The sequence below is a fragment of the Sphaerisporangium sp. TRM90804 genome, from assembly GCF_029846175.1.
GTDB lineage: Bacteria > Actinomycetota > Actinomycetes > Streptosporangiales > Streptosporangiaceae > Sphaerisporangium.
This window is the reverse complement of sequence record NZ_JARWAC010000038.1, coordinates 16,530-29,798: the sequence shown is the minus strand read 5'-3', so window position 1 is coordinate 29,798 and position 13,269 is coordinate 16,530. Positions and strand designations below refer to the sequence as shown.

The following is a 13,269-nucleotide window of genomic DNA, read 5'->3' as shown; positions in this document are numbered from 1 at the left end:
CCGCCGGACCGGTCACGTGGTCTTGGGCGTGGCCCGCATGCCGATGTACACGCAGGGGGCGCCGTCCGCCAGGGTGGCGAAGACCACGGGGACGGGGTCGTCGCCGAGCAGGCCGGTCGCGGCGAACACCGACCCGGTCGCCGACCGCGACACCGGCAGCAGGTCCGCCTCCAGGGGCGGGGAGAGGTCCTTCATGCCGTCGACGAAGTCGGAGTGGATGCGGCCGCGGCCGTCGTCGCCCCGGGTGACGGTGGTGACGACGCCCTCGCGCCGGTAGGTCCAACCAGGGGGTCACGTCGATGCGCGGCGGGTCGGCGGGCACCGCGAAGGCGTCCGGCATCCGCACGCCGGCCAGTTCCGCCAGCAGCTCGGCGAACAGGGCGGCGTACAGCCGGTTGACGTCGCCGCCGTCGGCCAGCAGGACGACGGCCACGCCCGCGTGCGGGACGACGCGCAGGAAGGAGTGCTGGCTGACGGCGCTGCCGTCGTGGCCGTAGCCGGGTACGCCGCCCAGTCGTACGGGGTCCAGCCCAGGCGCCAGCCGTCGCCGGAGACGATGACCCTGCCGTACGGTCCGGCCGAGCGGGGCATCGGGTCCCAGGCCGGCGCCGGACCGGGGTCGTGCCCGGGGGCGCCCAGGTGGCCCATGGCCGCGCGGAACCGCAGCGCCTCCTCCGGCAGCGTCATCGAGTGCGACAGCCCGAGCGGGGTGAAGAGCCTGTCCCGCAGGGCGGCGTCCCAGGTCTGGCCGGTCAGCACCCCGACGACGCGGCCGAGCACCGCGTAGCCGAGGCTGCTGTAGGACAGCGCCGTCCCCGGCGGGCAGTCGAGCGGCACGTCCTTGGCGGCCGCGACGTACGCGGCGACGCAGTCGTCACCGCGCCCGGAGTTGTAGGTGAAGTCGCAGGTCAACCCGCGGGTGTGGCTGAGCAGCCGCCGGATGGTGATCGCGCCGGCGGCCTCCAGAGCTTCGACGGCGGGCTCGAATGCGTCCTGGACGGTCTGGCGGCCCGTCTTCCCGCCACCGGCGGCCCCGCCGGCTGAGGCCGGCTCGCCCGGGGAGCCGGGAGCTCAGGCCAGGGTGAAGCGGACCTCCCGGGTGGCGAGGTCGGCGCGCGTGAGGCGCACCTGCACCTTCTCGCCCAGGGGGAGGGCGTCGCCGTCGCAGCGGGCGATGACGGCGGGGTCGGCGACCTGGACGACGCCCCCCGGGCGGCCCTGCTCGGCGTCGACCACGACGGCGTCGAAGGTCTGGCCCACCCGGTCGCGCAGCACGAACGCCTCCACCAGGTCGACGCAGGCCCGCTCGGCGGCCGAGGCGCGGCGCCCGGACCCCGTCATCAGGGCCGGGAGCTCCTCCAGCGCCTCCTGCACGGGCTCGGGCACCGGGACTCCCTCGGCCACGGCCAGGCACACCTCGGTGCCGTAGCGGTCGACCAGGCGGCGCAGCGGGGCGGTGACGTGGGCGTACGGGGCGGCGACGGCGGCGTGCGAGGCGTCCTTGGGGGGCTCGCCGTTGAAGGCGGTGTACCCGGCGCCGCGCAGCAGCGCCGCCGACTCCTTCAGGAAGGCCGCGTTGGCGGGCACCTTGGGGTCCAGCGCCCGGACGACCTCGCCGAACCCGTCGCCGTCCGGCCAGGGGACGCCCAGGGCGGCGGCGACCCGGCGCACCGTGGCGAGGGTGTCGGGCGGGGCGGCGGGCAGGGTGCGCAGCACGCCCATCTCGGCGTCGAGCATCATGGCGGCGGCGGCCATGCCGGTCATCAGCGAGATCTGGGCGTTCCACGTCTCGGCGGGCAGGGGCGTGCGGAACTCCAGGCGGTAACCGTCGCCGAAGGGGACGACCTCCTGGTCGGGGGTCGGCAGCGAGACGCCGCCGCGTTCGCGCTCCAACTCCAGGCGCAGCGCGCCGACCACCGCCAGCAGCCGCAGGGTGTCGTCGGCGGTGCCGGTGTCGACGGCGGCCTGCACGTAGTCGTAGTCGAGCCGCTCGCGGCTGCGCACCAGCGCCCGGCTCACGTCGGCCCCGACCGTGCGGCCCTCGGCGTCCAGGTCGAGGCACCACAGCGCGGCGGGCCTGACCACGCCGGGCAGCAGGCTCGCGGCGCCCTCCGACAGCACGGGCGGGTGCAGCGGGACCCGCGTGTCGGGCATGTAGACGGTCTCGCCCCGCACCCGCGCCTCGCGGTCGATCTCGCCCCCGGGGCGCACGAAGGCGCCGACGTCGGCGATGGCGTACCACACCCGGAATCCGCTGGGCCGCTGCTCGATGCACAGCGCCTGGTCGAGGTCCATCGACCCGGGCGGGTCGACGGTCAGCAGCGGCAGGTCGGTGCGGTCGGCCCGGGGCACGGCGGGCGGTGCCGCCACGCGCTCGGCCTCCTCCAGCACGGGCTGGGGGAACTCTTCGGGAAGCTCCAGCTCGTCGCGGACGCGTTCGAAGCCGTCGGCGAGGCGCGGGGCTCCGGAGAGCCGGGGCGCGTCCGGTACGTGGACCGGTGATGTGTGGCGCACAATCCAGGATCTTAGGGGGCCAACACGGCGAGCAGCCTGTTGAGCGGGTTGTCGAGGCCGTAACGGTCGGCCAGCGCGACCAGGGCCTCGGGGTCGCGCGCCTTCACGGGCAGCGTCACGTCGACGTCGGGCAGCGGGGCGTCGTGGGCGACCTTCACCACGGCCGGGGCGACGGCCAGGTAGTCGCGCGCGGCGTTGAGCCGGTTGCGGCTGCCGGCGGGGAACCCGGTGGAGGCGCCGTCGTCGAGCGCGGCCATCATGGCCTCCAGGGTGCCGAACCGGGTGATCAGCGCGGCGGCCGTCTTGTCGCCGACCCCGGGAACGCCGGGCAGGCCGTCGCTGGGGTCGCCGCGCAGGGTGGCGTAGTCGGCGTAGGCGCGCCCGGGGATGCCGTACTTGGCGGTGACGTGGGCCTCGTCGATCACCTGGATGTTGCGGATTCCCTTTACCGTGTAAAGGACGCGGCGCCGGCGCTCGTCGTCCACGAGCTGGAACAGGTCGCGGTCGCCGGTGACGATGTCGACCGGCCCGGTGGCCTGAGCGGTGTAGGTGCCGATCACGTCGTCGGCCTCGTAGCCGTCCACCCCCACGCGGGCGACGCCCAGAGCGTCGAGCACCTGCTCGATCACCGGCACCTGCGGCGCCAGGGTGTCCGGCACCTCCTCCTCGTGCCCCGTGGCCACGCGGTGGGCCTTGTAGGACGGGATCGCCGCGACCCGGAAGGCCGGCCGCCAGTCGGCGTCCATGCACGCCACCAGCTCGGTGGGCTCATGCGCGCGCACGAGCGTGGCGATCATGTCGATCAGCCCCCTGACCGCGTTCACCGGCATGCCGTCCGGAGCCGTCATCGACTCGGGCACCCCGAAGTAGGCGCGGAAGTACAGCGAAGGCGTGTCGAGAAGCATCAGCCGTGGCATGCGCCCATCCTTCCAGCATTCCCCCACCGAGGTCACCGCCTCACCCCCCTTCCCACCCCCAGGCGCCCCTCCTCCCCAGCCGCCGAACCCCCGGCGCCACAGCCCACGCGCACGAACGACCCCACGGCACCGCCCGCCCCCTGGAACGGCGCGACCGGCTCCCCCCGGCTCATCGCTTCGGCGCCGGGCCGGCGCCATCTCCGGCTGGCAGATGCCCGGACCGCACGGCACCGCCCGCCCCTGGAACGGCGCGGCCGGCTCCCACCCGCTCATCGCTCGCACCTCCGGCGCCGGGGCCGGCGACATCTCCGGCCCGCCCATGCCCGGACCGCACGGCACCGCCCGACCTGGGAACGGCGCGGCTGGCTCCCCCGGCTCATCGCTTCGGCGCCGGGCCGGCGACATCCCCGGCCCCCATGCCCGGACCGCACGGCACCAACAGCCCCTGGAACGGCGCGGCCGACTCCCACCCGCTCATCGCTCGCACCTCCCGCGCCGGGACCGGCGACATCTCCGGCCCGCCCATGCCCGGACCGCACGGCACCGCCCGACCTGGGAACGGCGCGGCCGACTCCCACACCCGCTCATGGCTTCGGCGCCGGGCCGGCGACATCCCCCGCCTGCCCATGCCCGGACCGTTACGGCACCGCCCGACTCTGGACCCGCCGAGGACGCCGTCTCGCCCCCTTCTTGCCCGGCCGCCTCGGGCCGGGGCGTCGTGGGTTCCGCAGGTGGACGGGGCCGGGCGGCTGCCGGGCGGTGGGGTGAGTGCCGCCCCTGGGGCGGGCCTCTTCTCGTCCCGCGTCCGGAACCCTCCCGCCGGCGCCGATGCGGCGGGTCCCGGTACGGCGAAGGCGGCGCCGTCGTGCGGCGGCCCGCGGTGGAGCGGGGTGAGGGCCGTGCCCCGGGGGTGGATACATTGGCGGGGTGACTGCGACGTCCTTGGACCTTTACCCCGTGACCCGCCTGGCGGCGCTGCGAGAGGCGACCGCTGCCGCGGGAATCGGCGCGCTGCTGCTGACGCCCGGGCCCGACCTGCGGTACGTGACCGGCTACGAGGCGCTCCCTCTGGAGCGGCTCACCTGCCTGGTGGTGCCCGCCGCGGGGGAGGCGTTCATGGTGGTGCCCCGGCTGGAGCTACCGGCCGCCGAGCATTCGCCGGCCGCGCGGCTCGGCGTGGAGTTCGTCCCGTGGGACGAGACCGACGACCCGTACGCGCTGGTGGCCCGCAGGATCGGCCCGGTGGCCGACGTCGGGCTCGCCGACCGCATGTGGGCCATGCAGTCGCTGCGCTTCCGCGACGTCCTGCCCGAGGCCCGCCAGCTGCTCGCCGGCTCGGTGCTCAGAGACCTGCGCATGACCAAGAGCCCCGCCGAGGTGGACGCCCTGCGCGAGGCGGGGGCCGCGATCGACGCCGTGCACGCCCTGGTGCCGGGCCTGCTGAAGGCGGGCCGCACCGAGCGCGAGGTCGGGCGGGACATCGCGGAGGCCATCGTCGCGGCCGGGCACGAGACGGTCGACTTCGTGATCGTCGCGTCCGGCCCGAACGGCGCCAGCCCGCACCACGAGCTGTCCCAGCGGGTCATCCAGGCGGGTGACCCGGTCGTCGTCGACATCGGCGGGCGCATGCCCAGCGGCTACTGCTCCGACTCCACCCGCACCTACTCCGTCGGAGAGCCGCCCGCCGACTTCGCCGCCTACTACGAGATCCTGCGCCGCGCCCAGGACGCCGCCTGCGCCGCCGTGCGCCCCGGGGTCTCCTGCGAGTCCGTCGACGCCGCCGCCCGCGAGGTGATCACCGAGGCCGGTTACGGCGAGTACTTCATCCACCGCACGGGCCACGGCATCGGCCTGGAGACCCACGAGGAGCCCTACATCGTCGCGGGCAACACCGAGCCCCTCGTCCCCGGTCACGCCTTCTCGGTCGAGCCCGGGGTCTACCTGCCCGGCAGGCACGGCGCCCGCATCGAGGACATCGTCGTGTGCACGCCGTCCGGGGCCGAGCGTCTCAACGTCCGCCCCCGCGAGCTCGTCGTGGTCTGAGTCGTCCCCCCGTGATCTGGAGTGTCAAGCCATGCCGGTCGACCGCGTCCTGCCCACCGCCGAATCCCGTGACCTGCTCGATCTCGTCCGCGACCTGATCGCCAAGGAGGTGGCGCCGCGCGCGGCCGGAGACGAGGCCGAGGGCCGCTTCCCCCGCGAGGTGTTCACCACCCTGGGACGATCGGGCCTGCTCGGGCTGCCCTACCCGGAGGAGTACGGCGGCGCGGCCCAGCCGTACGAGGTGTACCTCCAGGTCGTGGAGGAGCTGGCCGGGGCCTACCTCGCCGTCGGCCTGGGCCTGTCGGTGCACACCCTGTCGTGCTTCCCGGTCGCGGCGTACGCCGGCGAGGAGCGCAGGGCGGAGCTGCTACCCACCATGATCGGCGGCGAGACGCTCGGCGCGTACTGCCTGTCGGAGCCGCATTCGGGCTCGGACGCCGCCGCGCTGAGCACGCAGGCCGCCGCCGACGGCGAGGGTGGCTACGTCGTGAACGGCGTCAAGGCCTGGACCACTCACGGCGGCGTGGCCGACTTCTACACGCTCATGGCCCGCACCTCCGGCGCCGGCGCCCGCGGCATCTCCTGCCTGCACGTGCCCGCCGACTCCCCGGGGCTGTCGTTCGGCCGTCCGGAGCGCAAGATGGGCATGCGCTCCTCGCCCACCGCTCAGGTGCGCCTCGACGGCGTGCGCCTGGGCCCGGACGCCCTGGTCGGCGCGGAGGGGGAGGGGTTCCGCATCGCGATGGCCGCGCTGGACGGCGGGCGCCTGGGCATCGCCGCCTGCGCGGTCGGCGTAGCCCAGGCGGCGCTGGACGCCGCCACCGCCTATGCCCGCGAACGCCGCCAGTTCGGTTCGCGCATCGCCGACTTCCAGGGCGTCGGCTTCATGCTGGCCGACATGGCGACCCAGGTCGCCGCCGCGCGGTCCCTCTACCTGGACGCCGCGCGGCTGCGCGACGCCGGACGGCCCTACGGCACCCGGGCGGCGATGGCCAAGCTGTTCGCCTCCGACATGGCCATGAGGGTCACCACGGACGCCGTGCAGGTCTTCGGCGGCTATGGCTACGTCGAGGACTTCCTGGTCGAGCGCCTGATGCGCGAGGCCAAGGTCCTGCAGATCGTCGAGGGCACCAACCAGATCCAGCGCCTGGTCATCAGCCGCGCCCTCACCAAGGACGCCACCTGACGCCCACCCCCGGCCACTGACGTCCGGCGCTGCCGCGGGCCGCGTACACCGCGACCACACGGCCCCGGACGGCGACCGGCGCCGTCGAGCGCCGGACGTGCCTCGCCGTGGGTGTGGGGCGGCGGCTCAGCAGTCGCACGTCACCGCCTGGCGCGGCGCGGTCAGGTCGTCGACCGGGCGCCGGGTGAGGTCGTCGCCGGCCCGCACCGGGAGTCCTTCGCGCACCCAGTACTCGAAGCCGCCGATCATCTCCTTGACCCGGTAGCCGAGCGTGGCGAACTCCAGCGCGGCCCGGGTCGCGCCGTTGCACCCCGGCCCCCAGCAGTAGGTCACCACGACGGCGCCGGCCGGGATGAGCTCGGCGGCCCGCGCCGCGATCTCGGCGGTGGGCAGGTGGACGGCGCCGGGCAGATGCCCCTGCTCCCAGGCCTGCCCGCCACGGGAGTCGACCACGACCAGCCCGGTCACGCCGGCCTCCAGGTCGGCGTGGACGTCGCTGACGTCGGTCTCGAAGCTCAGCCGCCCGGCGAAGTGGGCGGCGGCCCGCGCGGGGGCCGCGGGCGGGGTGGACAGCACGTTCGACATGCCCCCGATCCTCCCGGCGGCCGCCGGACGCCCGCCAGCGGCGCCCATGACACCTTGCGCTAACATCCCGCCATGCCCCCAGAGGTCCGGCCGGGCCCGGCGGCCGATCGGCGGCCGACGGTGTCCGTCCTCGCCTACGAAGGGATGTCGGTGTTCGAGACCGGCATCGTCACCGAGGTGTTCGGGCTGGCGCGGCCCGAGTTCGACGTCCCGTGGTACGAGCTGACCGTGTGCGCGGAGCGGCCGGGGCCGGTCGGCGTCGTCGGCGGCGCGAGCCTGTACACGCCGCACGGCCTCGACGCGTTCGCCGAAGCGGACACCGTGATCGTGCCCGGCGTGCCGGACGTCACCGCCGCCGCCTCGCCGGGCGTGGTCGCGGCCCTGCGGCGGGCGCACCGGCGCGGCGCCCGGATCATGTCGATCTGCTCCGGCGCGTTCGCCCTGGCAGGAGCGGGCCTGCTCGACGACCGCGCCGCCACCACCCACTGGCGCTACGCCGACCTGCTGCGCCGCCGGTACCCCGCCGTCCGGGTCGATCCGCGCGTGCTCTACATCGACGACGGCGACGTGCTGACCAGCGCGGGCAGCGCCGCCGGGCTCGACCTGTGCCTGCACGTCGTCCGGCTCGACTTCGGCGCCGCGATCGCCGGCGCGGTGGCCCGGCGGCTGGTGGTGCAGCCGCACCGCGACGGCGGCCAGGCCCAGTTCATCGAGGCGCCCATGCCCGCCGCCCCCGACGACGACCGGGTGGCGCGCAGCATGGCCTGGGCGCTGGAGCACCTGGCCGCCCCGCTCAGCGTCGAGGCGCTGGCCCGTCAGGCGCACATGTCGGCCCGCACCTACCTGCGCCACTTCGCCCGCTGCACCGGCACCACGCCGATCCGCTGGCTGATCACCCAGCGCGTCCGGGCCAGCCTCGTCCTGCTGGAGACCACCGGCATGACGGTCGAGCGGATCGCCCGCTCCACCGGCTTCGACACCCCCGTCACCTACCGCCACCACTTCACCCGCACCATGCGCACCTCCCCGTCCGCCTACCGCCGCGCCTTCCAGACCGGCCACCCGGAGCCGTCCGGCGACCCCACCTCCGGTTGACACGACCGCCGGCCTCGGGCCCGCGGCCCCGCTCTTCGCCCGGCCCTTTCCTTATCGACCGGCGGGACGACGCCTGAGGACGGTCGTGTCGTCACGGTGTGTTTCCGCTTGGTTACGGTGCACACTTGGTTGATGGGAGAGTGGGCACGGGTCGAGGTGCGGGTCGAAGGCGTGGTCCAGGGGGTCGGGTTCCGGCCGTTCGTGTACTCCCTGGCCACCCGGCTCGGGCTGCACGGCCGGGTGGGCAACGACGCGGGCGGCGTGTTCGCCGAGGTCGAGGGGCCGCGACGCCAGATCGAGGCGTTCCTCACCGCGCTGGAGCTCGATCCGCCCCCGCTGGCCGCCATCGACCAGATCCACGTCGCCGCGGGCAAGCCCGGCGGCGCCACCGGCTTCACGATCGTCGAGAGCACCGCCGGTGGCCGGCGCGGAGTCGGAGACGCCGATGTGAGCCGCGCCGGCGCCGGCGCCGTGGAGGCCCTTCGGGCAGGCGGCGCAGGGGACTCCGGGGGCGGCTGGGGCGGCGCCACGGCGGGGGAGCGGGGGGACGGCTCTCGGGTGGGGGCGGGTGGCACGGCCGGGGTGGGCGCGGCGTGCCGGAGCGGCGGCGTGCGGCGGCGCCCGGGCGACGGGGTCACGGGCCGGGCGAGCGCGCTGATCTCGCCGGACACCGCCACCTGTGACGACTGCCTGCGGGAGCTCGCCGACCCGGCGGACCGGCGGTTCGGCTACCCGTTCGTCAACTGCGTCAACTGCGGGCCCAGGTTCACCATCGTGCGCGACGTGCCGTACGACCGGCCGCTCACGACGATGGCCGGGTTCCCCATGTGCCGGGCCTGCGCCGCCGAGTACCACGACCCCGGCGACCGGCGGTTCCACGCCCAGCCCATCTGCTGCCCCGCCTGCGGCCCCCGGCTGCGGCTGGCGGGCCCCGGCGGCGCCGGGCTGCCAGGCGACCTGCTCGCCGCGTCCGCCGGGCTGCCGGGGGACCCGGTCGCCGCGTCCGCCGCGTTGCTGCGGGACGGGCGGGTGCTGGCGGTCAAGGGGCTGGGCGGCTACCACCTGGCGGCGCTGGCCGGCGACGAGGCCGCGGTGTCGGCGTTGCGGCGGCGCAAGCACCGCGAGGACAAGCCGTTCGCCGTGATGGCCGCCGGCGTGCCGGAGGCGCGGCTGCTCTGCGAGGTGAGCCCGGAGGCCGAAGCCCTGCTGACCGGCCGGGCGCGGCCGATCGTGCTGCTGCCGCGCCTTTCCCCCTGCCCGGTCGCGGCGCAGGTGGCTCCGGGCGGCCGGGAGCTCGGCCTCATGCTGCCCTACACGCCTCTGCACCATCTGCTGCTCGCCGCCGTAGGGGCGCCGATCGTGCTGACCAGCGGCAACGTGTCCGACGAGCCGATCGTCCACGTGGACTCCGACGCCTTCGAACGCCTGGCCGGCATCGCCGACGCCTTCCTCACCCACGACCGGCCCATCCACGTCCGCGCCGACGACTCGGTGGTCCGCCCGTCTCCGGGCGGCGGCATGGTGCTGCGCCGCTCCCGGGGGTACGTGCCCGAGCCCGTCGAGCTTCCGCGGGAGGCGCCGCGGCCGATCCTGGCCTGCGGCGCCGAGCTGAAGAACACCTTCTGCCTGGCCAGCGGCGCCCGCGCGTTCCTCTCCCCGCACATCGGCGACCTGGAGGACTACCCGACCCTGCGATCGTTCACCGGCGGCATCGCGCACCTGCGCCGCCTGACCGGCATCGAGCCGGAGGTGGTCGCGCACGACCTGCACCCGGAGTACCTGTCGGCCAAACACGCCCGGGAGATCGCGGGCGTCGAGCTCGTCGGCGTGCAGCACCACCACGCCCACATCGCCGCCTGCCTCGCCGACAACGGCGAACGGGGGCCGGTGATCGGCGTCGCCTTCGACGGGCTCGGGTACGGCACCGACGGCACCCTGTGGGGCGGCGAGTTCCTGCTCGCCGACCTGTTCACCTTCCAGCGGGCCGGCCACCTGGCCCCGGTGCCGATGCCCGGCGGGCCGACGGCGGTCAGGCAGCCGTGGCGCATGGCCGCGGCCTACCTCGACGCCGCCTACGACGGTCACCCGCCCCCCGGCCTGGCGGTGGCACGGCGTAACGCCGCCCGCTGGGCCGACGTACTCACCCTGGCCCGCTCGGGCGTCGGCGCACCGCCCACGTCCAGCGCGGGCCGCCTGTTCGACGCCGTGTCAGCCCTGCTCGGCCTCCGCGACACGGTCGCCTACGAGGGCCAGGCCGCCATCGAACTGGAACAGCGCGCGGACCCTCACGAACGCGGCACCTACCACGCGACCATCACGCCCTCGGCCCCGAGCCTCACCGCCGGCCCGGCCACGGAGACCCTCACCGCCGGCCCGGGCACGAAAGCCCGCACGGCCGGCCCGGCCACGGGAGCGTTCACGGACGAGGGCGGCCGCGTGCCGGCGGCACCGGGCGGCACGCCGCACGAGCCTTCGCCGCTGGTCGTCTCCGGCGCCGATCTGGTGCGGGCGTCCGCCGCCGACCTGCTGGCCGGCGCCGCCCCGCCGGCCGTCGCCGCGCGCTTCCACAACGGCCTGGCCGACGCCGTCGCCCGCTGCTGCGCCGCCGTCCGCGACTCCTCCGGCCTGGACACCGTCGCCCTGTCCGGCGGCGTCTTCCAGAACCGCCTCCTGCTCGACCGCACGACGCACCGCCTGCGCGCCGCCGGCTTCCGCGTCCTCACCCACACCCGCGTCCCCCCCAACGACGCCGGCATCAGCCTCGGCCAGGCCGCCATCGCGGCCGCGAGAGACCATCTCGCCTAACGCCGGCCAGCCCACCGGACTGTTCACCCCACCATGCGCCGTCTCCCCACCCGAACCGGCGCCGTATCGGGGCCCGCGAGAAGGAACCCGCGACCACGGAAGGCGTGCGGCGGTGCGCAGTCGCCCGGTCGCCGCGGCGCCGATCCCGATGCCGATCCGTGAGAGCCGTTCATCAGAATCCCGCTTCCCTGGGACGGCCGGGACGGCTGGTCAGGCGTGCCGGCGCAGGAGAAGCATCGCCACGTCGTCCAGGAGGGGACCGCCCACATGGTCGAGCAGGTCGGCGCGCAGTTCGTCCAGAGCGGCTTGCGGGTCAGGGTCGACCAGCACCTTCGCTCGTTCCGACAGTGGGTAGAAGGCTCTTGACTCATCGCGAGCCTCGATCACGCCGTCGGTGTACAGGAGGATCTGGTCACCCTCCTGGAACGGTATGCGGTGCGGCTGGGGCTTGTCGGGGCCGAGCGCCACCAGACCGAGCGGCGGGCATTCCGTCGCCGGTTCGGCGAAGGCGCTGGATCCGTCGCGGCGCAGGACCAGGGGAGCGGGATGGCCGAAGTTGAGCAGGGAGATCTCACCCTCATGGACTTCGGCGAGGATCGCGGTGACGAACTTCTCGCCGCCCAGATGCCGCGTGAGGCTGTTCTCCACGCGCTGCCCCACGCCCGACAGGTCGGGTTCGTCGTAGGCGGCCTCGCGGAACGCGCCGAGCACCCAGGCGGCCGTTTCCACCGCCTCCAAACCTTTGCCTTGCACGTCGCCGATGAGCAGACGGACGCCGCGCGGGGTGGTGACGACCTCGTAAAGGTCACCACCGATCTGCGACTCCGCCGCCGCGGAGGTGTAGGACAGCGCGATGCGCAGGTCGCCGGCCCGGCGGGGCACAGGGCGCAACAGCACGCGTTGGGCCGCCTCCGCCACCAGGCGTACGTTGGCGAGCTCGCGCTCACGCTTGATGCGCAGGTGGCTGGCCAGGGCGCTGGCACCGGTGACGCCGATGACGGCCGCGATGGTGAGATTGTTCTGCGGAGTCGTCAGCAGCCCGTTGTAGTGGGCCAGAGGCAGGCAGACCGCGAGCGCGAGCACGCCCACGGCCAGAGTGCGCCGCACGCTTCCCGATACCGATGCGAACGTGGGACCCAGCGTCAGCAATGGCAGGAAACCCAGTCGGGGACCGGCCAGTAGATCGACGCACGCGACGGCGGCGATGGCGACGAACGGCAGTGATCTCAGCACTGTGTGCGATTTGGTGGGGATGTGTGTCGCCAGAGCGTTCAGGGCAAACCTCCAATCCCCTCAAGTTATCGGGACACCATGTCGGTGCGCCATCACCGCACGCCACACCCCGGAAGTCGGGTCGCGACCTCGTTGACGCCCGGCAAGGGTCTGCGTACAGCCACGCCGACGCTTATGTCATGCTTCGACCCTCTTTGTCAGTATGTGCCCCCCCCGTCGCTCAGCGTGACGTGGAGTCCTTCCTCGGCCGCCAGCACTTCACCGCCGAACTCCTCGCGGGCGGCGGCCACGGAGGCGGCACGGTCGTTGCCCGGCCAGAAGTGGGTGAGCATCAGCCGGCGGGCGCCCGCGCGGCGGGCCCAGTGACCGGCCTCCGCGGAGGTCAGCAGGTTGCGGGTGGGGCGGTCGGTCTCGCCGTCGCGGTCGGTGGCCTCGACGATGAACAGGTCGGCGTCGCGGCCGAGTTCGGCCAGCGCGGGGGTGGGGCCGGTGTCGCCGGTGTAGGCCAGGGCGACCCCGCCGGCCTCCAGGCGGATGCCGGCGTTGGGCACGTAGTGCGGCAGCGACGTTCCGGTCAGGGTGAACGGCCCCACACGATGACCGCCGGGCAGCGGACGCACGTCGAAGACCGCGCGCAGGTCGGCATCGGGCTCCAGCCCGCCGAGCCGGTCGAGCACGCCCGGCGGGCAGTACAACGGCAGCCGCGGCCCGCCGGGGTCGCCGTAGAGCCGCATCCGGAACAGCCCGTGCAGGTCGACGCAGTGGTCGGGGTGCTCGTGGGTGACGACGACGGCGTCCACCGCGCCGTCCGGCCAGTGTGCGAGCAACCGCGGCAGCGCGGCGTACCCCAGGTCGAGCAGCAACCGGTATCCATCCCAGTCCACCGCGAAC

General features: G+C 74.8%; 12 protein-coding genes. 5 read left to right on the top strand and 7 right to left on the bottom strand.

Annotated features, from left to right (window positions below; all coding sequences use genetic code 11):
• Positions 1 to 12: 12 nt before the first annotated feature.
• Both PYR91_RS34870 and PYR91_RS34865 read right to left on the bottom strand, forming a co-directional pair.
• Complete coding sequence (locus PYR91_RS34870) at positions 13 to 195, bottom strand: hypothetical protein (protein ID WP_279787032.1); 183 nt, start codon at positions 193 to 195, stop codon at positions 13 to 15.
• A gap of 96 nt (positions 196 to 291) precedes the next feature.
• Positions 292 to 912 (bottom strand): serine hydrolase, encoded by a 621-nt coding sequence (locus tag PYR91_RS34865; RefSeq protein ID WP_279787030.1) that lies wholly within the window; start codon positions 910 to 912, stop codon positions 292 to 294.
• 9 nt (positions 913 to 921) lie between these two features.
• Between PYR91_RS34865 and PYR91_RS34860 the strand changes: the two genes are divergently transcribed.
• Positions 922 to 1,044, top strand: coding sequence for a hypothetical protein (locus PYR91_RS34860; RefSeq protein ID WP_279787028.1), 123 nt, complete (start codon positions 922 to 924; stop codon positions 1,042 to 1,044).
• 27 nt (positions 1,045 to 1,071) lie between these two features.
• Here PYR91_RS34860 and PYR91_RS34855 read toward each other — a convergent pair whose 3' ends face one another.
• Together PYR91_RS34855 and PYR91_RS34850 are read right to left on the bottom strand one after the other, a co-directional pair.
• Entirely contained in the window at positions 1,072 to 2,514 is a 1,443-nt protein-coding gene (locus tag PYR91_RS34855; RefSeq protein WP_279787027.1) for an RNB domain-containing ribonuclease, read from the bottom strand.
• Positions 2,515 to 2,525: 11 nt separating this feature from the next.
• Positions 2,526 to 3,431 (bottom strand): 5'-3' exonuclease, encoded by a 906-nt coding sequence (locus PYR91_RS34850; RefSeq protein ID WP_279787025.1) that lies wholly within the window; start codon positions 3,429 to 3,431, stop codon positions 2,526 to 2,528.
• Positions 3,432 to 4,358: 927 nt separating this feature from the next.
• Between PYR91_RS34850 and PYR91_RS34845 the strand changes: the two genes are divergently transcribed.
• Positions 4,359 to 5,474 (top strand): Xaa-Pro peptidase family protein, encoded by a 1,116-nt coding sequence (locus tag PYR91_RS34845; RefSeq protein WP_279787023.1) that lies wholly within the window; start codon positions 4,359 to 4,361, stop codon positions 5,472 to 5,474.
• Between the two features lie 31 nt (positions 5,475 to 5,505).
• Entirely contained in the window at positions 5,506 to 6,660 is a 1,155-nt protein-coding gene (locus PYR91_RS34840; RefSeq protein WP_279787021.1) for an acyl-CoA dehydrogenase family protein, read from the top strand.
• Positions 6,661 to 6,786: 126 nt separating this feature from the next.
• Here the strand turns inward: PYR91_RS34840 and PYR91_RS34835 are convergent, their stop codons facing one another.
• Positions 6,787 to 7,245, bottom strand: a complete 459-nt coding sequence (locus PYR91_RS34835) for a rhodanese-like domain-containing protein (protein WP_279787019.1) — start codon at positions 7,243 to 7,245, stop codon at positions 6,787 to 6,789.
• Positions 7,246 to 7,317: 72 nt separating this feature from the next.
• Here PYR91_RS34835 and PYR91_RS34830 point away from each other — a divergent pair, with 72 nt between their 5' ends.
• On the top strand, positions 7,318 to 8,340 hold the full coding sequence (locus PYR91_RS34830; protein WP_279787017.1) for a helix-turn-helix domain-containing protein: 1,023 nt from the start codon (positions 7,318 to 7,320) through the stop codon (positions 8,338 to 8,340).
• A 132-nt stretch (positions 8,341 to 8,472) separates the two neighbouring features.
• On the top strand, positions 8,473 to 11,145 hold the full coding sequence (gene hypF / locus PYR91_RS34825) for a carbamoyltransferase HypF (RefSeq protein ID WP_279787015.1): 2,673 nt from the start codon (positions 8,473 to 8,475) through the stop codon (positions 11,143 to 11,145).
• A gap of 210 nt (positions 11,146 to 11,355) precedes the next feature.
• Here hypF and PYR91_RS34820 read toward each other — a convergent pair whose 3' ends face one another.
• Positions 11,356 to 12,378, bottom strand: a complete 1,023-nt coding sequence (locus PYR91_RS34820; protein WP_279787013.1) for a PP2C family protein-serine/threonine phosphatase — start codon at positions 12,376 to 12,378, stop codon at positions 11,356 to 11,358.
• Between the two features lie 197 nt (positions 12,379 to 12,575).
• On the bottom strand, positions 12,576 to 13,262 hold the full coding sequence (locus PYR91_RS34815) for an MBL fold metallo-hydrolase (protein ID WP_279787011.1): 687 nt from the start codon (positions 13,260 to 13,262) through the stop codon (positions 12,576 to 12,578).
• Positions 13,263 to 13,269: the final 7 nt, after the last annotated feature.

Coding starts and splice junctions, on each gene's coding strand:
- PYR91_RS34850 (WP_279787025.1), bottom strand. CDS start 3,431: ATGCCACGGCTGATGCTTCTCGACACGCCTTCGCTGTACTTCCGCGCC.
- PYR91_RS34870 (WP_279787032.1), bottom strand. CDS start 195: ATGAAGGACCTCTCCCCGCCCCTGGAGGCGGACCTGCTGCCGGTGTCG.
- PYR91_RS34830 (WP_279787017.1), top strand. CDS start 7,318: ATGCCCCCAGAGGTCCGGCCGGGCCCGGCGGCCGATCGGCGGCCGACG.
- PYR91_RS34840 (WP_279787021.1), top strand. CDS start 5,506: ATGCCGGTCGACCGCGTCCTGCCCACCGCCGAATCCCGTGACCTGCTC.
- hypF (WP_279787015.1), top strand. CDS start 8,473: ATGGGAGAGTGGGCACGGGTCGAGGTGCGGGTCGAAGGCGTGGTCCAG.
- PYR91_RS34835 (WP_279787019.1), bottom strand. CDS start 7,245: ATGTCGAACGTGCTGTCCACCCCGCCCGCGGCCCCCGCGCGGGCCGCC.